Source organism: Streptococcus sp. 1032, assembly GCF_013277015.1.
In the GTDB taxonomy this organism is placed as follows: domain Bacteria; phylum Bacillota; class Bacilli; order Lactobacillales; family Streptococcaceae; genus Streptococcus.
On the sequence record NZ_VMMD01000014.1, the window covers coordinates 31,000 to 54,117 of the forward strand.

The following is a 23,118-nucleotide window of genomic DNA, read 5'->3' on the forward strand; positions in this document are numbered from 1 at the left end:
TCTTTTACAATATTGTCAAGTTTCATTTACAATAACTTTACCATCTTGAATAGTGAAGATACTTAGATTTTCTGGCAGATTTTGAAGATGATCTAAGCTTGTTGTTGTGATAAAGGTTTGGATTGAATGAGAAATCGTTTCTAATAATTTTAATTGTCTAGTGTTATCAAGTTCACTCATGACATCGTCAAGCAGTAATATTGGAGATTCTGTAGTAATACTTTCCATTAATTCGATTTCTGCTAATTTTATAGAAAGGACGAGACTACGATGTTGGCCTTGACTTCCGAAACTAGCATCCATCCCATTTATATAAAAAGAAATGTCATCTCGATGAGGACCGACACCAGTATTCTTTTTTAATAAATCTCTGGATCTACTTTTTTCTAAAGAAATTTTGAAAGATTCGGATAAGTCTTCTTTGTCAGTTAGCTTGACAGAAGATTGATAGTATATTGACAACTCTTCAATCTGATTAGAAAGCTCAAAATGTTTCTTACGGCCAAAATATTCTAGTTTTTTTATGAAATCTAAGCGGTGATTCATCACACGACATCCATAATCAACTAGCTGATCATCTAGTACTGAAAGGAAGGTTTCATCTATTTTTTGAGCTGATTTTAGGTAAGTGTTTCTTTGCTTTAGGATGTGGTTATAATTGGTTAAGTCAGATAAATAGATTGGCTTGATTTGTCCAAGTTCCATATCAATGAATTTTCGTCGAACCGAAGGTGCTCCTTTAATTAGTTGTAAATCTTCAGGAGCAAATAAGACAACATTCATGTGTCCTACATAATCTGAAAGGCGTGCCTGTTTTAAATGATTAACTTTTGTCACACGTCCTTTTTGTGTTAGTTCGATTTCGAGGGGAATAGATCCCGTTTTTTTCTGAACAAGACCTGAAAGATGAAGTTGTTCCTCATCAAAATGAATGAGATTTTTATCTGTTCGAGTTCGATGACTACGCGTTAAGGCTAAAAAATAGATAGCCTCTAACATATTTGTTTTTCCTTGTGCATTACGTCCCAAAAAGACATTCAATTTAGGATTAAAGTCTATTTTCGTCTCTTTGTAATTACGAAAAGTCTTGAGAGATAGGTGTTGTAGCCACATGATTATCTACCAGGGAATCGCGGAGCTTGTTTGCTTTTTGGTGATGAAGTAGGTTTAGAGTTGTCTTTTTTTACTCCTTTATTCATCTCCTTAACAAGTTTAGCGATTCGTTCTTTTTCAACTTTATCAGCTTGGTATTCATCTAGTTCTTCAGAAGTAGGTTGTGTCAACAAGATGTCAATATTCATGTCAGGGATGTCAACTTTATCGCCAATACGAAGTTTTTTACCGCGACGACTCTCTAATTCCCCATTAAAGTAAACAGAATGTTCAGAGAGAAAGGATTTGATAGCTCCTCCGCTATGTGTGATTCCAAGTTCTTTGAGTAGTGCTTGGAGGGTAATAAATTCTTCAAATAATTTGTATTCCATAATTCACCTCAATCTTTGGTATTATACCATATTTTCCTAAAAATAGTGAGAGAAACAGGGAGAAATGTAAGCGATTTTTATTTCAAAAGTGTTACAGAGAACAAGAAAATTTCAGGTTTTCGTGATATAATAGAAGTCTGTATATAAGGAGGTAAATCATGGAGTTAGTGCATGGAATTTCAACACATTTTATCCAATCAAAGAAGTTTAAAACGAACAAAATCGCCGTGCGTTTTACCACTCCATTATCCCTCGATACGATTGCAGGTCGCATGTTGAGTGCGAGTATGCTAGAGACTGCTAATCAGATGTACCCCACTTCTCAAGATTTGAGAAGACATTTAGCCAGTCTATACGGTACAGATATGTCAACCAATTGTTTCAGAAGAGGGCAAAGTCACATTGTAGAATTGACATTTACCTATGTTCGTGATGAGTTTTTAAGTAGGAAAAATATGCTAACTTCTCAGGTTTTGGAACTTGTAAAAGAAACTCTTTTTTCACCCGTAGTAGTTGATAATGGGTTTGATTCGGCCTTATTTGAAATTGAGAAAAAGCAATTGCTAGCAAGTTTAGCAGCTGATATGGATGATTCTTTTTATTTCGCACATAAAGAATTAGATAAATTATTTTTTCATGATGAACGTCTCCAATTGGAATATAGTGATTTACGAAATCGTATTTTAGCTGAAACTCCACAAAGTTCTTATTCTTGTTTCCAAGAATTTTTGGCCAATGATCGAATCGATTTCTTTTTCCTAGGTGATTTTAATGAGGTTGAAATTCAAAATGTATTAGAATCATTTGCCTTTAAAGGTCGAGAAGTGGATGTGAAGATTCAATATTGCCAACCTTATTCCAATATCTTGCAAGAAGGCATGGTTAGGAAAAATGTGGGACAGTCTATTTTAGAGTTGGGATATCATTGCTCTGCTGAATATGGTGATGAGCAACATTTCCCCATGATTGTAATGAATGGTTTACTTGGTGGATTTGCTCACTCTAAACTATTTACAAATGTCCGTGAAAATGCTGGATTGGCTTATACTATTTCAAGTCAGCTTGATTTGTTTAGTGGATTCTTGAGGATGTATGCTGGTATCAATCGAGAAAATCGTAACCAGGCTCGTAAAATGATGAATAATCAACTGATTGATTTAAAAAAAGGATATTTTACAGAGCTTGAGTTAGAGCAGACCAAGGAAATGATTCGTCGGTCTTTGTTACTTTCTCAAGATAATCAATCTTCATTGATTGAACGTGCTTATCAAAATGCCTTACTTGGAAAATTTTCGGCAGACTTTAAAAGTTGGATTGCAAAACTCGAGCAAGTTGCCAAAGATGATATTTGTAGAGCAGCTAATAATGTGAAACTACAGGCGATTTACTTTATGGAAGGAATAGAATGACAAAGGTTATTTTTGAAGAAAAATACTATCCAGCTGTAAAAGAAATGGTTTATCGGACTCGTTTGGCCAACGGATTGACAGTTGCTCTTTTGCCTAAAAAGGAATTTAAAGAGGTTTACGGGAGTGTCACTGTTCAGTTTGGTTCAGCAGATGCGCTTGTCACAGGAGTTGACGGAGCTGTAAAACAATATCCTGCAGGAATTGCTCATTTTCTTGAACATAAATTATTTGAAAGAGAAGATTCTAGCGACTTGATGTCGGCTTTTACGAGTCTAGGTGCAGATAGTAATGCCTTTACAAGCTTTACAAAAACAAGTTATCTTTTTTCAGCAACGGATCATTTTTTAGAAAATTTAGACTTACTTGATGAATTGGTAACATCAGCACACTTTACTGAAGACTCCATTCTGAGAGAGCAGGATATTATCCAGCAAGAACGAGAAATGTATCAAGATGATCCAGATTCGTGTTTATTCTTTTCAACTTTAGCGAATTTGTATCCAGGAACACCTTTAGCAACTGATATAGTTGGTAGTGAGGAGTCCATTTTCCAAATCAATCTAACTAATTTGCAAGAAAATTTTACAAGATTTTACAAACCTGTAAACATGTCTCTGTTTTTAGTTGGTAATTTTGATGTGGATCAAGTACAGGACTACTTTGAAAGAAAAGAACGTAAAGATTTAGATGTTCAGGAAGTAGCAAGAGAAAAGTTTGTTTTACAAGATGTAAAGCAAACAGACAGTATGAGAATGGAAGTGTCTTCTCCTAAATTAGCGATTGGGATTAGAGGTAAGCGAGAAGTTGCTGAGGCCGATTGCTATCGACATCATATTTTATTAAAATTATTGTTTGCAATGATGTTTGGTTGGACTTCTGATCGTTTTCAAAAATTATATGAATCAGGTAAAATTGATGCGTCCTTATCTCTGGAAGTTGAAGTAACAAGTCGCTTTCATTTTGTCATGTTGACAATGGATACAAAAGAGCCAGTTGCTTTATCTCATCAGTTTAGGAAGGCCATTCGTAATTTTACAAAGGATTTAGATATTACAGAGGATCATTTGGATACTATCAAAAGAGAGATGTTTGGAGAATTTTTCAGTAGCATGAACTCTCTTGAATTTATTGCAACGCAATATGATACTTTTGGACAAGGTGAGACAATCTTTGATTTGCCGAAGATTTTACAGGAAATTACTTTAGAGGATGTCCTTGATGCTGGACATCATTTAATAGATGAAGGGGATATAGTTGATTTTACAATATTCCCATCGTAGTAACCTATCATAATAGACACTAGAAAGAAGGGATGACAAGTATGAGAAAAAAAACAATTGGAGAGGTTTTACGATTAGCTAGAATCAATCAGGGATTGAGTTTAGATGAATTGCAGAAAAAAACAGAAATCCAGTTAGATATGTTGGAAGCAATGGAAGCAGACGATTTCGATCAACTTCCAAGTCCTTTTTACACGCGTTCTTTCTTGAGAAAATATGCATGGGCTGTTGAGTTAGATGACCAAATTGTTTTGGATGCTTATGATTCTGGGAGTATGATTACTTATGAGGAAGTAGATGTTGATGAAGACGAGTTGACAGGTCGTAGACGTTCAAGTAAGAAAAAGAAGAAAAAAACATCATTTTTACCTTTATTCTATTTTATCCTTTTTGCTTTATCGATTTTAATTTTTGTGACCTATTATGTTTGGAACTATATTCAAACTCAACCAGAGGGGGCTTCTCTTTCTAATTACAGTGTGGTTCAATCAACAAGTTCAATAAGTTCAACTAGCTCTGTTCCCCACTCTTCAAGTAGTAGTTCATCTAGCAGTTCTTCTAGTGTAGAATCAGCTATAAGTGTGTCAGGTGAAGGAAATCATGTAGAAATCGCTTATAAGACAAGTAAGGAAACAGTTAAATTGCAATTGGCAGTTTCAGATGTTACAAGTTGGATCAGCGTTTCAGAAAGCGAACTTGAGGGCGGTGTAACCTTATCACCGGATAATAAAAGTGCAGAAGCAACAGTTGCAACAAAAAATCCTGTAACAATTACGTTAGGTGTTGTAAAAGGTGTTACTTTGACAGTAGATAATCAGACTGTTGATTTATCGAAGTTAACAGCGCAGACTGGACAAATCACTGTAACCTTTACTAAAAATTAAGGAAAAACGAATGAAAAAAGAACAAATTCCCAATCTCTTAACAATAGGTCGAATTCTCTTTATACCTATTTTTATCTTTATTTTAACAGTAGGAAATTCGATAGAGAGTCATATAGTGGCAGCTATTATCTTTGCTGTTGCCAGTATTACCGACTATTTAGATGGATATTTAGCACGTAAATGGAATGTGGTCAGTAATTTTGGTAAATTTGCAGATCCTATGGCGGATAAGTTACTAGTTATGTCGGCTTTTATTATGCTGATTGAGTTAGGTATGGCTCCAGCTTGGATTGTTGCAGTAATTATCTGTCGTGAGTTGGCTGTGACAGGTTTAAGGCTTTTATTGGTTGAAACTGGTGGAACAGTTTTAGCAGCGGCAATGCCTGGAAAAATTAAAACTTTTAGTCAGATGTTTGCGATTATTTTCTTGCTATTACATTGGACTTTGCTTGGTCAAGATCTACTTTATGTAGCCTTGTTTTTCACTATCTACTCTGGCTATGATTATTTCAAGGGTAGTGCTTATGTATTTAAAGGGACATTTGGTTCGAAATGAAATCAATAATTGATGTAAAAAATCTTTCTTTTCGCTATAAGGAAAGTCAGGAATACTATGATGTGAAAGATATTACGTTTCACGTGAAACGTGGAGAATGGCTTTCGATTGTAGGGCATAATGGTAGTGGTAAATCAACGACGGTTCGCTTAATTGATGGCTTACTGGAAGCAGAATCCGGAGAGATTGTAATTGATGGCCAACGGCTGACTGAGGAAAATGTTTGGAAAATACGTCGTCAAATCGGTATGGTTTTTCAAAATCCAGACAATCAATTTGTTGGAGCGACTGTTGAAGATGATGTTGCCTTTGGTTTGGAAAATCAGGGCCTTTCTCGTCAAGAAATGAAAAAGAGAGTGGAGGAAGCTCTGGATTTGGTTGGCATGTTGGACTTTAAAAAGAGAGAGCCGGCGCGTCTATCAGGTGGCCAAAAGCAACGTGTGGCCATTGCAGGTGTTGTAGCCCTAAGACCAGCTATTTTAATCTTAGATGAAGCAACAAGTATGTTGGATCCTGAGGGACGTAGAGAACTGATTGAGACAGTAAAAGGAATTCGGAAAGACTATGATATGACGGTCATTTCCATTACACATGATTTGGAAGAAGTTGCCATGAGTGATCGTGTGTTGGTCATGAAAAAAGGGGAAATTGAATCAACTAATAGTCCAAGAGATCTTTTCTCTCGAAATGATTTGGATCAAATTGGATTAGACGATCCTTTTGCTAATCAATTAAAAAAATCTTTGAGCCAGAATGGCTATGATTTACCTGAAAATTATTTGACAGAAAGTGAGCTAGAGGATAAGCTATGGGAATTGCTCTAGAAAATGTGAATTTTACATATCAAGAAGGGACTCCCTTAGCTTCAACAGCTTTGTCGGATGTTTCTTTGACGATTGAAGATGGTTCTTATACGGCTTTAATTGGGCACACAGGTAGTGGTAAATCAACTATTTTACAACTCTTAAATGGTTTATTGGTGCCAAGTCAAGGGAGTGTGAGGGTTTTTGATACCTTAATCACCTCGACTTCTAAAAATAAAGATATTCGTCAAATTAGAAAACAGGTTGGCTTGGTATTTCAGTTTGCTGAAAATCAGATTTTTGAAGAAACGGTTTTGAAAGACGTTGCTTTTGGACCGCAAAATTTTGGAGTTTCTGAAGAAGATGCGGAGCAGATTGCACGTGAGAAACTGGCTTTGGTTGGAATTGATGAATCACTTTTTGATCGTAGCCCGTTTGAGCTATCAGGTGGACAAATGAGACGTGTTGCCATTGCAGGTATACTTGCAATGGAGCCAGCTATATTAGTCTTAGATGAACCCACAGCAGGTCTGGATCCTCTGGGAAGAAAAGAGTTGATGAACTTGTTCAAAAAACTCCACCAGTCAGGGATGACCATTGTCTTGGTAACGCATTTGATGGATGATGTTGCTGAATATGCGAATCAAGTCTATGTAATGGAAAAGGGACGTTTAGTTAAGTATGGTAAACCGAGTGACGTCTTTCAAGATGTTGTCTTTATGGAAGAAGTGCAGTTGGGAGTACCTAAAATTACGGCCTTTTGTAAACGATTGGCTGATAGAGGTGTGTCATTTAAACGATTACCGATTAAGATAGAGGAGTTCAAGGAGTCGCTAAATGGATAGTATGATTTTGGGGCGTTATATCCCAGGGGATTCGATTGTTCACCGATTGGATCCACGTAGCAAATTACTTGCTATGATGCTACTGATTTTGATTGTGTTTTGGGCTAATAACCCTTTGACGAATCTAATTCTTTTCATAGTGACAGGGATATTTATTGCCTTGTCAGGAGTATCTCTTTCATTTTTTATTCAGGGCTTGAAATCTATGTTTTTCTTGATTGCCTTCACAACTATTTTTCAACTTTTTTTCATTTCTAATGGGAATGTTTTATTTGAGTTTTCGTTTGTGAGAATCACGGATTATGCTTTGCAACAAGCTGGGATTATTTTTTGTCGCTTCGTATTGATTATTTTCTTTTCAACTTTGTTAACCTTAACAACCATGCCCTTAAGTTTGGCCTCAGCTGTAGAAGCTTTGTTAGCGCCTTTAAAGCGTGTGAAAGTTCCAGTTCATGAAATTGGATTGATGCTGTCCATGAGTCTACGTTTTGTTCCAACATTGATGGATGATACGACGCGGATTATGAATGCGCAGAAAGCACGTGGAGTGGATTTTGGTGAAGGAAGCATCGTTCAAAAAGTAAAGGCGATGATTCCCATTTTGATTCCTCTTTTTGCGACAAGTTTAAAACGTGCAGATTCCTTGGCTATCGCCATGGAAGCGCGTGGTTATCAGGGTGGAAAAGGTAGAAGTCAATACCGACAATTGAAATGGACTCGAAAGGATACGCTGACCATTCTTGTTATTCTCGTACTTGGTTGTTGCTTATTTTTCTTAAAATCTTAGTAGCTTTCAGGAATTGATAAAAAAGTTACTGTAACAGTTCTTGATATAAAGGTAGGGATATGAACCGTTTTAAAAAATCAAAATATGTCATTATTGTTTTTGTCACTGTTCTGCTTGTCTCAGCTCTCTTAGCGACGACTTATTCAAGTACAATTGTGACAAAATTAGGAGATGGAATCTCATTGGTTGATAGGGTTGTACAAAAACCTTTTCAGTGGTTTGATTCTGTCAAATCAGATTTGGCTCATTTGACACGAACATATAATGAAAATGAAAGTTTGAAGAAACAGATTTACCAGTTAGAAGTCAAATCAAATGAGGCGGAAACTTTAAAGACAGAAAATGAACAATTGCGCCAATTGCTTGATATGAAGTCCAAGTTGCAAGCTACAAAGACTTTGGCAGCAGATGTTATTATGCGTTCTCCGGTATCTTGGAAGCAGGAGTTGACTTTAGATGCAGGGAAATCAAAAGGGGCTTCTGAGAATATGTTAGCTATTGCAAATGGTGGCTTGATTGGGAGTGTTTCAAAAGTAGAGGAGAACTCTACTATAGTCAACCTTCTGACAAATACGGAAAATACTGATAAGATTTCTGTTAAAATTCAACACGGCACTACCACAATTTATGGAATTATTGTTGGCTACGACAAGGAAAATGAAGTTCTTAAAATTAGTCAATTAAATAGTAATAGCGATATTAGTACAGGCGATAAGGTGACAACGGGTGGATTAGGAAACTTTAACGTTACGGATATTCCTGTTGGTGAAGTGGTTGCCACAACGCATAGTACAGACTATTTGACACGAGAAGTAACTGTTAAATTGAGTGCAGATACTCATAATGTGGATGTGATAGAATTAGTGGGGAATTCATAATGAGACAGTTGAAGCGGGTTGGAGTGTTTTTATTGCTTCCTTTCTTTGTTCTAATTGACGCCCATATTAGCCAGCTTCTGGGCTCATTTTTCCCCCATGTACATTTGGCTAGTCATTTTCTATTTCTATTTCTATTATTTGAGACGATAGAAGTATCAGAGTATCTCTACCTAGTCTATTGTTTTGTGATAGGCTTGGTTTACGATGTTTACTTTTTCCATCTAATAGGGATTGCAACTCTCTTATTTATCTTATTGGGAGCGTTTCTTCATAAATTGAATAGTGTTATTTTGTTGAATCGTTGGACAAGAATGCTAGCCATGATTGTCCTGACCTTCCTGTTTGAAATGGGTAGTTATCTTTTGGCTTTTATGGTAGGATTGACAGTGGATAACATGCCGATTTTTATAGTCTATAGCTTGGTACCGACGATGATTTTAAATTTTTTATGGATTATTGTTTTTCAATTTATTTTTGAAAAATATTATCTATAAGAACGACATATAAATGTAACAAAGGCGTAATATTTATTGGAGTTTTTTTTGGTATACTAGTATTGTCTTAAACAGAAGGAGTATTTATTAACCATGAAGAAAAAAATCTTAGCCTCGCTTTTATTAAGTACAGTAATGGTTTCCCAGGCAGCAGTATTGACGACTGCTCATGCAGAAACGACTGATGACAAAATTGCTGCTCAAGATAATAAAATTAGTAACTTAACAGCACAACAACAAGAAGCACAAAAACAAGTTGATCAAATTCAGGAGCAAGTATCTGCTATTCAAGCAGAGCAATCTAACTTGCAATCTGAAAATGATAGATTACAAGCAGAATCTAAGAAACTCGAGGGTGAGATTACAGAACTTTCTAAAAACATTGTTTCTCGTAACCAATCTTTGGAAAAACAAGCTCGTAGTGCTCAAACAAATGGAGCCGCAACTAGCTACATCAATACAATCGTAAACTCAAAATCAATTACAGAAGCTATTTCACGTGTTGCTGCAATGAGTGAAATCGTATCTGCGAATAACAAAATGTTAGAACAACAAAAGGCAGATAAAAAAGCTATTTCTGAAAAACAAGTAGCAAATAATGATGCTATCAATACTGTAATTGCTAATCAACAAAAATTAGCTGATGATGCTCAAGCATTGACTACGAAACAGGCAGAACTAAAAGCTGCTGAATTGAGTCTTGCTGCTGAGAAAGCGACAGCTGAAGGGGAAAAGGCAAGTCTATTAGAACAAAAAGCAGCAGCTGAGGCAGAGGCTCGTGCAGCTGCGGCAGCAGAAGCAGCTTATAAAGAAAAACAAGCTAGCCAACAACAATCAGTACTTGCTTCAGGTAATACAAACCTAACAGCACAGGTACAAGCAGTATCTGAATCTGCAGTGGCACCTGTTCAGGCTAAAGTACGTCCAACATATAACACGGATGCCTCAACTTACCCAATTGGAGAATGTACCTGGGGAGTTAAAACATTAGCACCTTGGGCTGGAGACTATTGGGGTAATGGAGCACAGTGGGCTACAAGTGCAGCTGCAGCAGGATTCCGTACAGGATCGACACCTCAAGTTGGAGCAATTGCATGTTGGAACGATGGTGGATATGGACACGTAGCGGTTGTTACAGCTGTTGAATCAACAACACGTATCCAAGTATCAGAATCAAACTATGCAGGTAATCGTACACTTGGAAATCACCGTGGATGGTTTAATCCAACAACGACTTCTGAAGGTTTTGTAACATATATTTATGCAGACTAATTAGAGAGAGGGACTCGAATAGAGCCCTCTTTTTCAGGTTTTACCAGAGACAATAACTATTAAAAATTATATCAAAATAGCTTGAAAATATTGGAAAAGTATGGTAAAATGAAAATTGTCGTGTGAACGATAATACTCATTCTTGATGAATTGTGAAGCAGTTGCTCTTGGGTCGTTTTGCGAGTTGAAGTCAAGAAGAGGAAAAAAACAAAAAGGAGAAATACTCATGGCAGTAATTTCAATGAAACAACTTCTTGAGGCTGGTGTACACTTTGGTCACCAAACTCGTCGCTGGAACCCTAAGATGGCTAAATACATCTTTACAGAGCGTAACGGAATCCACGTTATCGACTTGCAACAAACTGTAAAATACGCTGACCAAGCATACGACTTCATGCGTGATGCAGCAGCTAACGATGCAGTTGTATTGTTCGTTGGTACTAAGAAACAAGCAGCTGATGCAGTTGCTGAAGAAGCAGTACGTTCAGGTCAATACTTCATCAACCACCGTTGGTTGGGTGGAACTCTTACAAACTGGGGAACAATCCAAAAACGTATCGCTCGTTTGAAAGAAATCAAACGTATGGAAGAAGATGGAACTTTCGAAGTTCTTCCTAAGAAAGAAGTTGCACTTCTTAACAAACAACGTGCACGTCTTGAAAAATTCTTGGGTGGTATCGAAGATATGCCTCGTATCCCAGATGTGATGTATGTAGTTGACCCACATAAAGAGCAAATCGCTGTTAAAGAAGCTAAAAAATTGGGAATCCCAGTTGTAGCGATGGTTGACACAAATACTGATCCAGATGATATCGATGTAATCATCCCAGCTAACGATGATGCTATCCGCGCTGTTAAATTGATCACAGCTAAATTGGCTGATGCTATCATTGAAGGACGTCAAGGTGAAGATGCAGCAGCAGTTGAAGCAGAATTTGCAGCTTCAGAAACTCAAGCAGATTCAATTGAAGAAATCGTTGAAGTTGTAGAAGGCGACAACGCTTAATTCATAATAAATAGTAATTACCTAGGAGGGCGGGGCTTAGCCCGGCTCTCCTATTTTTAAAAAATATAGGAGAATCAAAATGGCAGAAATTACAGCTAAACTTGTTAAAGAGTTGCGTGAAAAATCTGGTGCTGGTGTTATGGACGCTAAAAAAGCATTGGTTGAAGTGGAAGGCGATATCGAAAAAGCGATTGAATTGCTTCGCGAAAAAGGTATGGCAAAAGCAGCTAAGAAAGCTGACCGTGTTGCTGCAGAAGGTTTGACTGGTGTTTATGTTGACGGTAACATTGCAGCAGTTGTTGAAGTAAATGCTGAAACTGACTTCGTTGCGAAAAACGCTCAATTTGTTGAGTTGGTAAACGCAACAGCTAAAGCAATCGTTGAAGGAAAACCAGCTAATAACGAAGAAGCTCTTGCTTTGACAATGCCTTCAGGTGAAACTCTTGAAGCTGCATACGTATCTGCAACAGCGACTATCGGAGAAAAAATCTCATTCCGTCGCTTTGCTTTGATTGAAAAAACAGATGCACAACACTTCGGAGCCTACCAACACAACGGTGGACGTATCGGTGTTATCTCTGTAATCGAAGGTGGAGACGAAGCACTTGCTAAACAATTGTCAATGCACATCGCAGCGATGAAACCAACAGTTCTTTCTTACAAAGAATTAGATGAACAATTCGTTAAAGATGAGTTGGCACAATTGAACCACGTTATCGACCAAGATAACGAAAGCCGTGCAATGGTTAACAAACCAGCTCTTCCACACTTGAAATATGGATCAAAAGCACAATTGACTGATGATGTTATTGCTCAAGCTGAAGCTGACATCAAAGCTGAATTGGCTGCAGAAGGCAAACCAGAAAAAATCTGGGACAAAATCATCCCAGGTAAAATGGATCGCTTCATGCTTGACAATACTAAAGTTGACCAAGCTTACACACTTCTTGCACAAGTTTACATCATGGATGACAGCAAGACAGTTGAAGCATATCTTGAATCAGTTAACGCTTCAGTAGTTGAGTTCGCTCGCTTTGAAGTTGGTGAAGGTATTGAGAAAGCTGCAAACGACTTTGAAGCTGAAGTTGCAGCTACAATGGCAGCAGCCTTGAATAACTAATTATAGAAAGGAAGTAAATTTGCTTCCTTTTTTCTATGCAGTCGATCCCTATAGGGAGAGCTTCCTATTTTCAAGGTAAAAATAAAAAGCCCTATAATAAGGGCTAAGTGCATTTAGGAGACTAAACTTCAAATTCATAGAGTGCTGTAGAGAGATAACGTTCACCGTTATCTGGTGCTAGAGCAAGGACTTTTTTACCTGTACCTAATTTTTTGGCAATCTCGATGGCTCCGTAGATAGCTGCAGCTGAAGAAATCCCTACAAGGAAGCCTTCTTTTCCACCAATTTCACGTCCGAGTGCAAGAGCATCATCTGATGTTACGCGAACGATACCATCATAGGCTTTAGTATCAAGTGTATCAGGAATAAATCCAGCTGAGATACCTTGAATTTTGTGAGGACCAGGTTTTTCACCAGATAGAATGGCGGATTCATCAGCTTCCACTGCATAAACTTGAATGTTTGAATTTGCTGATTTGAGTGCATGAGAAACACCAGAAATTGTTCCACCGGTACCAACTCCAGCAACAAAGGCATCTAATCCATCTTTACCGAAAGCAGCTAGTATCTCAGCTCCTGTTGTTCTTTCGTGTACTTCTGGATTAGCGGGATTGTCAAATTGAAGAGGAAGGAAACCATCACGTTCTGCAGCGATTTCTTGAGCTTTAGCAATAGCTCCTTTCATTCCCTCACTACCAGGAGTTAGGACGAGTTCAGCACCATAAGCTTGGATAATCTTACGTCGTTCTACACTCATGGTTTCAGGCATAACGATGACAACTTTATACCCTTTAGCAGCACCTACCCATGAAAGTCCAATACCAGTGTTTCCACTTGTTGCTTCAACAATGGTAGAACCAGGTTTTAGAATACCGTCTTGTTCCGCTTTTTCAATCATGCTAAGAGCAATACGGTCTTTTACCGATGAACCAGGGTTAAATGCTTCAAGCTTTACATAGACGTCCGCAGCACCTTCTGGCACAATGTTGTTGAGTTTAACAATCGGAGTTTGACCGATTAGTTCAGTAATGTTGTTATAAATAGACATATGAATACCTCTTTGTATAAGATATTTCTAGTATAACGCTAACTATACCATTTGTAAAATATAGAAATCCTATCGGAGCGATAGGATTTTTTTATATCACAGGTCTAAGCCATTAATTTTTAAGCGATTGTGATAAGTTAATTTTAGTAAATAGGTGTAAAGAAGAAAGTTATCAGTTTTCTTTTTGAATTGCTTCATTTTCTAGTAACTCTTGGCAAGAACCTTTTTATGTTGCTAATTAAAGTAGCGGTGAAAATATCAGTGAAACACTGTATTATCTATTGTTTACACTAGGTTTACAGGAACCTCAACTTCGCGTAAACCTTGATCAGTTAAAGTGACTTTTCCATTAAAAAACTCCACCAGTGCAGCTTTAATAGTTTCTTTTTCTTCTTTATCAACATAAATCATCGTATCGACTTGATCTGTAAAGTTTGTCTCAAGTTCCATGAGCTCATGTTCCTTAAGAAAGTTACTGTACTCTTGGTACTGAGCGTAAGACATTTGAATAGCAATGCCCGCCTGTTCCTTTATTTCAATGATGCCAATTTCTTTGACGGCTAAGGCAACACTGCCTGCGTAAGCACGAATTAGTCCTCCAGCGCCTAGTTTAATACCACCAAAGTAGCGTGTCACGACCACACAGACATTGGTGAGATTGTGATTTTCTAGTACCCCAAGCATGGGAACACCAGCAGTGCCACTAGGCTCGCCATCATCACTTGTACGTTTGATTTCACTACGTTCCCCAATAATAAATGCAGAGCAGTTATGCGTAGCTTTGTAGTGTTCTTTTTTGATAGCAGTAATGAAGTCACGAGCCTCTTCTTCGCTATAAACACGCTTGGCATGACAGATAAAGCGGGATTTTTTGATTTCTTCTTGGACTTGACCGTCCTCTTTAATTGTTCTAAATTCCATGATTTAATTGTACTAAAAAATCATCTAAAGTGCTAGGCTTTTACGAATAAAGAAGTATGAAAGTAAATCCAAACTATCTCGGTCGTTTGTTTACTGAGAATGAATTAACAGAAGAGGAGCGTCAGTTGGCGGAGAAACTTCCAGCAATGAGAAAGGAGAAGGGGAAACTTTTCTGTCAACGTTGTAATAGTACTATTCTAGAAGAATGGTATTTGCCCATCGGTGCTTACTATTGTCGGGAGTGCTTAATTATGAAGCGAGTCAGGAGTGATCAAGCTTTATACTATTTTCCACAGGAGGATTTTCCGAAGCAAGATGTTCTTAAATGGCGTGGTCAATTAACTCCTTTTCAAGAGAAGGTGTCAGAGGGACTGATTCAAGCAGTAGACAAGCAGGAGCCAACCTTAGTTCATGCAGTAACAGGAGCAGGAAAGACAGAAATGATTTATCAAGTAGTGGCTAAAGTGATCAATGGAGGTGGTGCAGTATGTTTGGCTAGTCCTCGCATAGATGTTTGTTTGGAGCTGTATAAGCGCCTGCAAAATGATTTTTCTTGCGAGATAGCCCTCCTACATGGAGAATCAAAGCCGTATTTTCGAACACCACTAGTTGTTGCGACGACCCATCAGTTATTGAAATTTTATCAAGCTTTTGATTTGCTGATAGTGGATGAAGTAGATGCTTTTCCTTATGTTGATAATCCCACGCTTTACCATGCTGTCAAGAATAGTGTAAAGGAGAATGGATTGAGAATCTTTTTAACAGCGACTTCGACCGATGAGTTAGATAAAAAGGTCCGTTTAGGAGAACTAAAAAGACTGAGCTTACCTAGACGATTCCATGGAAATCCGTTGATTATTCCAAAACCAATTTGGTTATCGGATTTTAATCGCTACTTAGACAAGAATCGTTTGTCACCAAAGTTAAAGTCCTATATTGAGAAGCAGAGAAAGACAGCTCATCCGTTACTCATTTTTGCTTCAGAAATTAAGAAAGGGGAGCAGTTAAAAGAAATTTTACAGGAGCAATTTCCAAATGAGAAAATTGGCTTTGTATCTTCTGTAACAGAGGATCGATTAGAGCAAGTACAAGCTTTTCGAGATGGAGAACTGACAATACTTATCAGTACGACAATCTTGGAGCGTGGGGTTACCTTCCCTTGTGTGGATGTTTTCGTAGTAGAGGCCAATCATCGTTTGTTTACCAAGTCTAGTTTGATTCAGATTGGTGGACGAGTTGGACGAAGCATGGATAGACCGACAGGAGATTTGTTTTTCTTTCATGACGGGTTAAATGCTTCAATCAAGAAGGCAATTAAGGAAATTCAGCAGATGAACAAGGAGGCAGGCTTATGAAGTGTTTGTTATGTGGGCAGACTATGAAGACTGTTTTAATTTTTAGTAGTCTCTTACTTCTGAAGAATGATGAGTCTTGTCTTTGTTCAGACTGTGATTCTACTTTTGAGAGAATTGGAGAAGAGAACTGTCCAAATTGTATGAAAACAGGTTTGTCAACAAAGTGTCAAGATTGTCAATTTTGGTGTAAAGAAGGAGTTGAGGTCAGTCATAGAGCGATTTTTACTTACAATCAAGCTATGAAGGATTTTTTTAGTCGATATAAATTTGATGGAGACTTCCTGTTAAGAAAAGTGTTCGCTTCATTTTTAAGTGCGGAGTTAAAAAAGTACAAAGAGTATCAATTTGTAGTCATTCCCCTAAGTCCTGAAAGATTGCTCGAGAGGGGATTTAACCAGATTGAAGGTTTAGTTGAAGCAGCAGGGTTCTCTTTTCAAGACTTACTAGAGAAAAGAGAAGAACGAGCCAGTTCTTCTAAAAGTCGCTCAGAGCGCTTGGCGACAGAACTTCCTTTCTTTATTAAAAGTGGAGTCCGCATTCCTAAGAAAATCCTACTTATAGATGATATTTATACTACAGGAACAACTATAAATCGTGTGAAGAAACTGCTGGAAGAAGCTGGTGCTGAGGATGTAAAAACATTTTCCCTTGTAAGATGAGGAAAAAATTTGCAAAAATAGAATGAAAGCGTTATAATAAAATCATAAAAACAAAAATGTTTAGAAAGAAGGTACTCATATGATTAAATATAGTATCCGTGGTGAAAACCTAGAAGTAACAGAAGCAATTCGTGATTATGTAGTTTCTAAACTCGAAAAGATCGAAAAGTACTTCCAGCCAGAACAAGAGTTGGATGCCCGAATTAACTTAAAAGTTTATCGTGAAAAAACGGCTAAAGTGGAAGTAACGATTCCGCTTGGCTCTATTACTCTTCGTGCAGAAGATGTGTCTCAAGATATGTATGGTTCAATTGACCTTGTAACCGATAAAATTGAACGTCAGATTCGTAAAAACAAAACAAAAATCGAGCGTAAAAATAAAAATAAGGTAGCAACTAGTCAATTATTTACAGATGCTTTGGTGGAAGATCCAAATGTTGTCCAGTCTAGAGTTGTTCGTTCAAAACAAATTGATTTAAAACCAATGGATTTGGAAGAAGCTATTCTACAAATGGATTTGTTGGGACATGATTTCTTTATCTATGTGGATGTTGAAGATCAGACAACCAATGTGATTTATCGTCGTGAAGATGGCGAAATTGGTTTGTTAGAAGTTAAAGAATCTTAATTTCAATATGTGTAAAGGTAGGTTTACTGAATTGTAAACCTCCTTTTTCTTATAATTGATAGAATTACTGATTACACTTTTAAAAAGTCGCTTTTTGAGGGTTATTATGGTATAATGGGTGCCAAGAGGTTTGGAATGAAAAAATTTTATGTAAGTCCAATTTTTCCTATTCTAGTAGGATTGATTGCGTTTGGAGTCTTATCCACTTTCATTATTTTTGTTAATAATAATCTGTTGACGCTTTTAATTTTGTTTCTTTTTGTAGGAGGCTATGTTTTTTTATTTAAGAAACTGAGAGTGCATTATACAAGGAGTGATGTAGAACAGATACAGTATGTAAACCACCAAGCGGAAGAAAGTTTGACATCTCTATTGGAACAGATGCCTGTAGGTGTTATGAAATTGAATTTATCTTCTGGAGAGGTTGAGTGGTTTAATCCCTATGCTGAATTGATTTTGACCAAGGAAGATGGCGATTTTGATTTGGAAGCTGTTCAAACGATTATCAAGGCTTCAGTAGGAAATCCGTCTACTTATGCCAAACTGGGTGAGAAGCGTTATGCTGTTCATATGGATGCTTCTTCCGGTGTTTTGTATTTTGTAGATGTATCCAGGGAGCAAGCCATAACAGATGAGTTAGTAACGAGTCGACCAGTGATTGGAATTGTATCTGTGGATAATTATGATGATTTGGAGGATGCAACTTCTGAGTCAGATATTAGTCAAATCAATAGTTTTGTAGCTAATTTTATATCAGAGTTTTCAGAAAAATACATGATGTTTTCTCGTCGGGTAAGTATGGATCGATTTTATCTATTTACTGACTACACGGTGCTTGAGGGCTTGATGAATGATAAATTTTCTGTTATTGATGCTTTCAGAGAAGAGTCGAAACAGAGACAGTTGCCCTTGACCTTAAGTATGGGATTTTCTTATGGCGATGGAAATCATGATGAAATAGGGAAAGTTGCTTTGCTCAACTTGAACTTGGCTGAAGTACGTGGTGGCGACCAGGTGGTTGTCAAGGAGAATGATGAAACGAAAAATCCAGTCTACTTTGGCGGTGGGTCGGCTGCGTCCATCAAGCGCACTCGTACCCGTACTCGATCAATGATGACAGCCATATCTGATAAGATTCGTAGTGTGGATCAAGTGTTTGTAGTTGGGCATAGAAATTTAGATATGGATGCCTTGGGCTCTGCTGTAGGTATGCAGTTGTTCGCCAGCAATGTGATTGAAAATAGCTATGCTCTTTATGATGAAGAACAAATGTCTCCAGATATTGAACGTGCTGTTTCATTCTTAGAAAAAGAAGGAGTTACGAAGTTGTTGTCTGTTAAGGATGCAATGGGGATGGTGACCAATCGTTCTTTGTTGATTCTTGTAGACCATTCAAAGACAGCCTTAACATTATCAAAAGAATTTTATGATTTGTTTACACAGACCATCGTTATTGACCACCATAGAAGGGATCAGGATTTTCCAGATAATGCAGTCATCACTTATATCGAAAGTGGTGCAAGCAGTGCCAGTGAGTTGGTAACGGAATTGATTCAGTTCCAGAATTCTAAGAAAAATCGTTTGAGTCGTATGCAAGCAAGTGTCTTGATGGCTGGTATGATGCTGGATACTAAAAATTTCACCTCACGAGTGACTAGTCGGACATTTGATGTTGCTAGCTATCTCAGAACGAGAGGAAGTGATAGTATTGCTATCCAAGAAATCGCTGCGACAGATTTTGAAGAATATCGTGAGGTCAATGAACTGATTTTACAGGGGCGTAAATTAGGTTCAGATGTACTAATAGCAGAGGCTAAGGACACGAAATGCTATGATACAGTTGTTATTAGTAAGGCAGCAGATGCCATGTTAGCTATGTCAGGTATTGAAGCGAGTTTTGTTCTTGCGAAAAATACACAAGGATTTATCTCTATCTCAGCTCGAAGTCGTAGTAAACTGAATGTACAACGGATTATGGAAGAGTTAGGCGGTGGAGGTCACTTTAATTTGGCAGCAGCTCAAATTAAGGATTTAACCTTGTCGGAAGCAGGTGAAAAACTGACAGAAATTGTATTAAATGAAATAAAGGAAAAGGAGAAAGAAGAATGAAAGTAATCTTTTTAGCAGATGTTAAAGGAAAAGGTAAAAAAGGCGAAATTAAGGAAGTACCAACAGGGTATGCGCAAAACTTTCTTATCAAAAAGAACCTAGCAAAAGAAGCGACTGCTCAAGCTGTAGGTGAACTTCGTGGTAAACAAAAATCCGAAGAGAAAGCTCACGCTGAGATGATTGCAGAAGCAAAAGCAATTAAAGCCCAACTTGAAGCAGAAGAAACGGTTGTAGAATTTGTTGAAAAAGTTGGTCCAGATGGTCGTACCTTTGGTTCTATTACCAATAAGAAGATTGCAGAAGAATTGCAAAAGCAATTTGGAATTAAGATTGATAAACGTCATATTCAAGTACAAGCTCCGATTCGAGCGGTTGGTTTGATTGATGTGCCAGTGAAAATCTATCAAGATATCACAAGTGTAATCAATCTTCGTGTGAAAGAAGGATAAGTTTACACCTTCTTGACAAGATTGTAAAAGGAAGGGAAGTCTGATGGCAGAAGTAGAAGAGTTACGAGTACAACCTCAAGATATCTTAGCTGAGCAATCTGTTTTGGGGGCTATCTTTATTGATGAGAGTAAACTTGTTTTTGTGCGAGAATATATTGAGTCTCGGGACTTTTTTAAGTATGCCCATCGTTTGATTTTCCAAGCTATGGTTGATTTATCCGATCGTGGCGATGCTATAGATGCAACAACGGTTCGTACCATTCTTGATAATCAAGGTGATTTACAGAATATTGGTGGCTTGTCTTACTTGGTTGAGATTGTCAATTCTGTGCCAACTTCTGCTAATGCGGAGTACTATGCTAAGATTGTTGCAGAAAAAGCAATGCTACGGCGATTAATCTCCAAGTTGACAGAGTCTGTCAATCAAGCTTACGAGGCTTCGCAACCAGCTGATGAAATCATTGCTCAGGCAGAAAAAGGCCTGATTGATGTCAGTGAAAATGCTAATCGAAGTGGATTTAAGAACATTCGAGATGTGTTGAATATCAACTTTGGAAATCTGGAAGCTCGCTCGCAGCAAACGACTGATATTACAGGTATTGCGACAGGCTATCGTGATTTAGATCATATGACGACTGGTCTTCATGAGGAGGAGTTGATTATCTTAGCAGCTCGTCCGGCGGTTGGTAAGACAGCCTTTGCCTTGAATATTGCTCAGAATATTGGGACCAAGTTGGACAAAACGGTTGCTATTTTTTCACTGGAAATGGGTGCGGAAAGTCTAGTGGATCGTATGTTGGCGGCAGAAGGTTTGGTGGAATCCCATTCTATCCGTACGGGGCAATTGACTGATGAGGAATGGCAAAAGTATACCATTGCTCAAGGGAATCTAGCCAACGCGAGTATCTATATCGATGATACGCCAGGGATTCGAATCACGGAAATTCGTTCTCGCTCACGCAAACTTGCTCAAGAAACGGGTAATCTTGGTTTGATTTTGATAGATTACTTGCAGCTTATCACGGGAACTGGGCGAGAAAACCGCCAACAAGAAGTTTCAGAAATTTCACGTCAGTTGAAAATCCTAGCAAAAGAACTGAAAGTTCCAGTAATTGCTCTAAGTCAGCTTTCTCGTGGTGTAGAACAACGTCAGGATAAAAGACCAGTCTTGTCTGATATTCGTGAATCTGGGTCTATTGAGCAAGATGCTGATATCGTAGCTTTTCTCTATCGTGACGATTACTATGAGCGTGGTGGTGAAGAAGAGGACGGTATCCCAAATAATAAGGTGGAAGTTATTATCGAGAAAAACCGTAGTGGAGCTCGTGGAACAGTGGAATTGATTTTCCAAAAAGAATACAATAAATTTTCAAGTATCTCAAAAAGGGAGGCATAAAATGACAGATGCATTTACAGATGTAGCTAAGATGAAAAAAATCAAAGAGGAAATCAAGGCACATGAGGGTCATGTAATTGAAATGACCTTGGAAAATGGGCGTAAGCGTCAAAAAAATAGATTGGGTAAGTTAATTGAAGTTTATCCATCCCTATTTATTGTGGAATTTGGGAATGTGGAAGGAGATAAACAGGCTAATGTTTACGTTGAATCCTTTACTTACTCAGATATCCTTACAGAAAAAAATCTAATTCATTATCTGGACTAAAGTGAGAAATTTTCTCACTTTTTCTTTTTTCTCCGAATAGTTTAAGTGAAGGTAATCTTCGATTTATATTATTTTCAAGGAGGAAGAATGAAAATTTTACCGTTTAAAGTAACAGAGACAAGGTTTTCTTTCAGAAAATCAGCTAAAAAGGTTGTTCCTTTTTTAGTAGTAGGATTGATGTTAGCAGCGAGTGATAGTGTATATGCCTATTCTGGAGGAAATGGATCGATTGCGCGTGGGGATGATTATCCTGTTCATTATAAAAATGGGAGCCAGGAGATTGATCAGTGGCGCATGTATTCTCGTCAGTGTACTTCTTTTGCAGCCTTTCGTTTGAGTAATGTCAATGGTTTTGAGATTCCAAGGGCTTATGGAAATGCGAATGAATGGGGGCATCGTGCTCGTCGTGAAGGCTATCGTGTAGATAATACACCGACGATTGGCTCCATTGCTTGGTCTACTGCAGGAACTTATGGGCATGTTGCCTGGGTGTCAAATGTAATGGGAGATCAGATTGAGATCGAGGAATATAACTATGGTTATACAGAAGCCTATAATAAACGAAGTATAAAAGCAAATATGATGACAGGATTTATTCATTTTAAAGATTTGGCTGGTGGCAGTGTTGGGAATAGTCAAACCTCAGTTTCAACAGGAGGAACACATTATTTCAAGTCTAAGTCTGCTATCAAAAATCAGCCACTAGCTAGCGCAACTGCGATTGATTACTATTATCCTGGGGAGAATGTTCATTATGATCAAATTCTCGAAAAAGACGGCTACAAGTGGTTGAGTTATACAGCTTATAACGGAAGCTATCGTTATGTTCAATTGGAGGCTGTGAATAAAAATCCTCTAGGTAATTCTAGTCTTTCTTCAACAGGAGGAACACATTATTTTAAGAGCAAGTCTGCTATCAAAAATCAGCCATTAGTTAGCGCAACTGCGATTGATTACTATTATCCTGGGGAGAAGGTTCATTATGATCAAATTCTCGAAAAAGACGGCTACAAGTGGTTGAGTTATACGGCTTATAACGGAAGTCGTCGTTATATCCAGTTAGAGGGTGTGACTTCTTCACAGAATTATCAGAACCAATCAGGGAATAGCTCTAATTATAGCTCAAATAATGGATCGACTGTCGGTTGGAAGAAAATAAATGGTAGTTGGTATCATTTCAAATCAAATGGGTCTAAATCAACGGGATGGTTGAAAGATGGATCTAGCTGGTATTATTTGAAATCATCTGGTGAAATGCAGATAGGCTGGTTAAAGGAAAATGGCTCGTGGTATTATCTGGATAGTTCAGGGGCAATGAAAACAGGCTGGTATCAAGTTTCTGGTAAGTGGTATTATTCTTACTCTTCAGGTGTCTTAGCTGTTAATACGACGGTGGATGGCTACAGAGTAAACAGTGATGGAGAACGAGTATAGAAAATTGGAGTAGGAAATTTTTCCTGCTCTTTT

Annotated in this window: 24 protein-coding genes; 20 read left to right on the top strand and 4 right to left on the bottom strand. The window is 37.7% G+C overall.

Features of this window, described 5'->3' with window-relative positions:
* Nucleotides 1-15: 15 nt before the first annotated feature.
* Nucleotides 16-1,113, bottom strand: coding sequence for a DNA replication/repair protein RecF (gene recF, locus HT711_RS04325; RefSeq protein ID WP_173234341.1), 1,098 nt, complete (start codon nucleotides 1,111-1,113; stop codon nucleotides 16-18).
* A 2-nt stretch (nucleotides 1,114-1,115) separates the two neighbouring features.
* Nucleotides 1,116-1,484, bottom strand: coding sequence for a S4 domain-containing protein YaaA (gene yaaA, locus HT711_RS04330; protein WP_061438545.1), 369 nt, complete (start codon nucleotides 1,482-1,484; stop codon nucleotides 1,116-1,118).
* 158 nt (nucleotides 1,485-1,642) lie between these two features.
* Here yaaA and HT711_RS04335 point away from each other — a divergent pair, with 158 nt between their 5' ends.
* From HT711_RS04335 to tsf, 12 genes are all read left to right on the top strand, one after another.
* Nucleotides 1,643-2,893 carry a pitrilysin family protein gene (locus HT711_RS04335; RefSeq protein WP_112445431.1) on the top strand — a complete coding sequence of 417 codons (1,251 nt, stop codon included), beginning with the start codon at nucleotides 1,643-1,645 and terminating at the stop codon, nucleotides 2,891-2,893.
* Nucleotides 2,890-4,173: a pitrilysin family protein gene (locus tag HT711_RS04340; protein WP_164226124.1), complete on the top strand. Its 1,284-nt coding sequence runs from the start codon at nucleotides 2,890-2,892 to the stop codon at nucleotides 4,171-4,173. The genes HT711_RS04335 and HT711_RS04340 overlap by 4 nt, the downstream gene beginning before the upstream one ends.
* Nucleotides 4,174-4,214: 41 nt before the next feature.
* Nucleotides 4,215-5,057, top strand: a complete 843-nt coding sequence (gene rodZ / locus HT711_RS04345) for a cytoskeleton protein RodZ (protein ID WP_173218759.1) — start codon at nucleotides 4,215-4,217, stop codon at nucleotides 5,055-5,057.
* A 10-nt stretch (nucleotides 5,058-5,067) separates the two neighbouring features.
* Nucleotides 5,068-5,613, top strand: a complete 546-nt coding sequence (pgsA, locus tag HT711_RS04350) for a CDP-diacylglycerol--glycerol-3-phosphate 3-phosphatidyltransferase (protein WP_173234339.1) — start codon at nucleotides 5,068-5,070, stop codon at nucleotides 5,611-5,613.
* Nucleotides 5,610-6,437, top strand: coding sequence for an energy-coupling factor ABC transporter ATP-binding protein (locus HT711_RS04355; RefSeq protein WP_173234338.1), 828 nt, complete (start codon nucleotides 5,610-5,612; stop codon nucleotides 6,435-6,437). Before pgsA ends, HT711_RS04355 begins: the two co-directional genes overlap by 4 nt.
* Nucleotides 6,422-7,261 carry an energy-coupling factor transporter ATPase gene (locus HT711_RS04360; protein ID WP_173234337.1) on the top strand — a complete coding sequence of 280 codons (840 nt, stop codon included), beginning with the start codon at nucleotides 6,422-6,424 and terminating at the stop codon, nucleotides 7,259-7,261. The genes HT711_RS04355 and HT711_RS04360 overlap by 16 nt, the downstream gene beginning before the upstream one ends.
* Nucleotides 7,254-8,048: an energy-coupling factor transporter transmembrane protein EcfT gene (locus HT711_RS04365; protein ID WP_173234336.1), complete on the top strand. Its 795-nt coding sequence runs from the start codon at nucleotides 7,254-7,256 to the stop codon at nucleotides 8,046-8,048. The genes HT711_RS04360 and HT711_RS04365 overlap by 8 nt, the downstream gene beginning before the upstream one ends.
* Before the next feature lie 59 nt (nucleotides 8,049-8,107).
* Entirely contained in the window at nucleotides 8,108-8,926 is an 819-nt protein-coding gene (gene mreC, locus HT711_RS04370) for a rod shape-determining protein MreC (protein WP_173234335.1), read from the top strand.
* Entirely contained in the window at nucleotides 8,926-9,420 is a 495-nt protein-coding gene (gene mreD / locus HT711_RS04375; protein ID WP_173234334.1) for a rod shape-determining protein MreD, read from the top strand. Before mreC ends, mreD begins: the two co-directional genes overlap by 1 nt.
* Before the next feature lie 93 nt (nucleotides 9,421-9,513).
* Nucleotides 9,514-10,692, top strand: coding sequence for a CHAP domain-containing protein (locus tag HT711_RS04380; RefSeq protein ID WP_081530007.1), 1,179 nt, complete (start codon nucleotides 9,514-9,516; stop codon nucleotides 10,690-10,692).
* 226 nt (nucleotides 10,693-10,918) lie between these two features.
* Nucleotides 10,919-11,698 (top strand): 30S ribosomal protein S2, encoded by a 780-nt coding sequence (gene rpsB / locus HT711_RS04385; RefSeq protein ID WP_014017378.1) that lies wholly within the window; start codon nucleotides 10,919-10,921, stop codon nucleotides 11,696-11,698.
* Between the two features lie 79 nt (nucleotides 11,699-11,777).
* On the top strand, nucleotides 11,778-12,818 hold the full coding sequence (tsf, locus tag HT711_RS04390) for a translation elongation factor Ts (protein WP_173234333.1): 1,041 nt from the start codon (nucleotides 11,778-11,780) through the stop codon (nucleotides 12,816-12,818).
* 121 nt (nucleotides 12,819-12,939) lie between these two features.
* On the opposite strand, the gene cysK is transcribed toward tsf, so the two are convergent.
* Together cysK and HT711_RS04400 are read right to left on the bottom strand one after the other, a co-directional pair.
* Nucleotides 12,940-13,866 (bottom strand): cysteine synthase A, encoded by a 927-nt coding sequence (cysK, locus tag HT711_RS04395; RefSeq protein WP_000029881.1) that lies wholly within the window; start codon nucleotides 13,864-13,866, stop codon nucleotides 12,940-12,942.
* Between the two features lie 285 nt (nucleotides 13,867-14,151).
* Entirely contained in the window at nucleotides 14,152-14,787 is a 636-nt protein-coding gene (locus HT711_RS04400; RefSeq protein WP_000395741.1) for a YigZ family protein, read from the bottom strand.
* A 56-nt stretch (nucleotides 14,788-14,843) separates the two neighbouring features.
* Between HT711_RS04400 and HT711_RS04405 the strand changes: the two genes are divergently transcribed.
* The 8 genes from HT711_RS04405 (at nucleotide 14,844) to cbpD (ending at nucleotide 23,085) form a co-directional block, all read left to right on the top strand.
* A complete protein-coding gene (locus HT711_RS04405; RefSeq protein WP_173234331.1) occupies nucleotides 14,844-16,142 on the top strand; it encodes a DEAD/DEAH box helicase in 1,299 nt (432 codons plus the stop codon).
* Nucleotides 16,139-16,801: a ComF family protein gene (locus HT711_RS04410; protein WP_173234330.1), complete on the top strand. Its 663-nt coding sequence runs from the start codon at nucleotides 16,139-16,141 to the stop codon at nucleotides 16,799-16,801. The genes HT711_RS04405 and HT711_RS04410 overlap by 4 nt, the downstream gene beginning before the upstream one ends.
* Nucleotides 16,802-16,880: 79 nt before the next feature.
* Entirely contained in the window at nucleotides 16,881-17,429 is a 549-nt protein-coding gene (raiA, locus tag HT711_RS04415) for a ribosome-associated translation inhibitor RaiA (RefSeq protein WP_173234329.1), read from the top strand.
* Nucleotides 17,430-17,564: 135 nt separating this feature from the next.
* Nucleotides 17,565-19,538 carry a DHH family phosphoesterase gene (locus HT711_RS04420; protein WP_173218770.1) on the top strand — a complete coding sequence of 658 codons (1,974 nt, stop codon included), beginning with the start codon at nucleotides 17,565-17,567 and terminating at the stop codon, nucleotides 19,536-19,538.
* Nucleotides 19,535-19,987, top strand: a complete 453-nt coding sequence (gene rplI, locus HT711_RS04425; protein ID WP_000864214.1) for a 50S ribosomal protein L9 — start codon at nucleotides 19,535-19,537, stop codon at nucleotides 19,985-19,987. Before HT711_RS04420 ends, rplI begins: the two co-directional genes overlap by 4 nt.
* A 43-nt stretch (nucleotides 19,988-20,030) precedes the next feature.
* Entirely contained in the window at nucleotides 20,031-21,383 is a 1,353-nt protein-coding gene (dnaB, locus tag HT711_RS04430; protein WP_112444677.1) for a replicative DNA helicase, read from the top strand.
* A 1-nt stretch (nucleotide 21,384) separates the two neighbouring features.
* Nucleotides 21,385-21,651 carry a Veg family protein gene (locus HT711_RS04435; RefSeq protein WP_000128619.1) on the top strand — a complete coding sequence of 89 codons (267 nt, stop codon included), beginning with the start codon at nucleotides 21,385-21,387 and terminating at the stop codon, nucleotides 21,649-21,651.
* An 87-nt stretch (nucleotides 21,652-21,738) separates the two neighbouring features.
* A complete protein-coding gene (gene cbpD / locus HT711_RS04440) occupies nucleotides 21,739-23,085 on the top strand; it encodes a choline binding-anchored murein hydrolase CbpD (RefSeq protein ID WP_173234328.1) in 1,347 nt (448 codons plus the stop codon).
* Nucleotides 23,086-23,118: the final 33 nt, after the last annotated feature.

Bases quoted from the DNA above. Each gene is read 5' to 3' on its own strand.
- HT711_RS04435 (WP_000128619.1), top strand. From the start codon at position 21,385: ATGACAGATGCATTTACAGATGTAGCTAAGATGAAAAAAATCAAAGAG.
- HT711_RS04340 (WP_164226124.1), top strand. From the start codon at position 2,890: ATGACAAAGGTTATTTTTGAAGAAAAATACTATCCAGCTGTAAAAGAA.
- dnaB (WP_112444677.1), top strand. From the start codon at position 20,031: ATGGCAGAAGTAGAAGAGTTACGAGTACAACCTCAAGATATCTTAGCT.
- mreC (WP_173234335.1), top strand. From the start codon at position 8,108: ATGAACCGTTTTAAAAAATCAAAATATGTCATTATTGTTTTTGTCACT.
- rodZ (WP_173218759.1), top strand. From the start codon at position 4,215: ATGAGAAAAAAAACAATTGGAGAGGTTTTACGATTAGCTAGAATCAAT.
- yaaA (WP_061438545.1), bottom strand. From the start codon at position 1,484: ATGGAATACAAATTATTTGAAGAATTTATTACCCTCCAAGCACTACTC.
- HT711_RS04410 (WP_173234330.1), top strand. From the start codon at position 16,139: ATGAAGTGTTTGTTATGTGGGCAGACTATGAAGACTGTTTTAATTTTT.
- HT711_RS04355 (WP_173234338.1), top strand. From the start codon at position 5,610: ATGAAATCAATAATTGATGTAAAAAATCTTTCTTTTCGCTATAAGGAA.
- mreD (WP_173234334.1), top strand. From the start codon at position 8,926: ATGAGACAGTTGAAGCGGGTTGGAGTGTTTTTATTGCTTCCTTTCTTT.
- recF (WP_173234341.1), bottom strand. From the start codon at position 1,113: ATGTGGCTACAACACCTATCTCTCAAGACTTTTCGTAATTACAAAGAG.
- HT711_RS04380 (WP_081530007.1), top strand. From the start codon at position 9,514: ATGAAGAAAAAAATCTTAGCCTCGCTTTTATTAAGTACAGTAATGGTT.
- raiA (WP_173234329.1), top strand. From the start codon at position 16,881: ATGATTAAATATAGTATCCGTGGTGAAAACCTAGAAGTAACAGAAGCA.
- cysK (WP_000029881.1), bottom strand. From the start codon at position 13,866: ATGTCTATTTATAACAACATTACTGAACTAATCGGTCAAACTCCGATT.
- HT711_RS04405 (WP_173234331.1), top strand. From the start codon at position 14,844: ATGAAAGTAAATCCAAACTATCTCGGTCGTTTGTTTACTGAGAATGAA.
- pgsA (WP_173234339.1), top strand. From the start codon at position 5,068: ATGAAAAAAGAACAAATTCCCAATCTCTTAACAATAGGTCGAATTCTC.
- tsf (WP_173234333.1), top strand. From the start codon at position 11,778: ATGGCAGAAATTACAGCTAAACTTGTTAAAGAGTTGCGTGAAAAATCT.
- HT711_RS04400 (WP_000395741.1), bottom strand. From the start codon at position 14,787: ATGGAATTTAGAACAATTAAAGAGGACGGTCAAGTCCAAGAAGAAATC.
- rplI (WP_000864214.1), top strand. From the start codon at position 19,535: ATGAAAGTAATCTTTTTAGCAGATGTTAAAGGAAAAGGTAAAAAAGGC.
- cbpD (WP_173234328.1), top strand. From the start codon at position 21,739: ATGAAAATTTTACCGTTTAAAGTAACAGAGACAAGGTTTTCTTTCAGA.
- HT711_RS04335 (WP_112445431.1), top strand. From the start codon at position 1,643: ATGGAGTTAGTGCATGGAATTTCAACACATTTTATCCAATCAAAGAAG.
- HT711_RS04365 (WP_173234336.1), top strand. From the start codon at position 7,254: ATGGATAGTATGATTTTGGGGCGTTATATCCCAGGGGATTCGATTGTT.
- rpsB (WP_014017378.1), top strand. From the start codon at position 10,919: ATGGCAGTAATTTCAATGAAACAACTTCTTGAGGCTGGTGTACACTTT.
- HT711_RS04360 (WP_173234337.1), top strand. From the start codon at position 6,422: ATGGGAATTGCTCTAGAAAATGTGAATTTTACATATCAAGAAGGGACT.
- HT711_RS04420 (WP_173218770.1), top strand. From the start codon at position 17,565: ATGAAAAAATTTTATGTAAGTCCAATTTTTCCTATTCTAGTAGGATTG.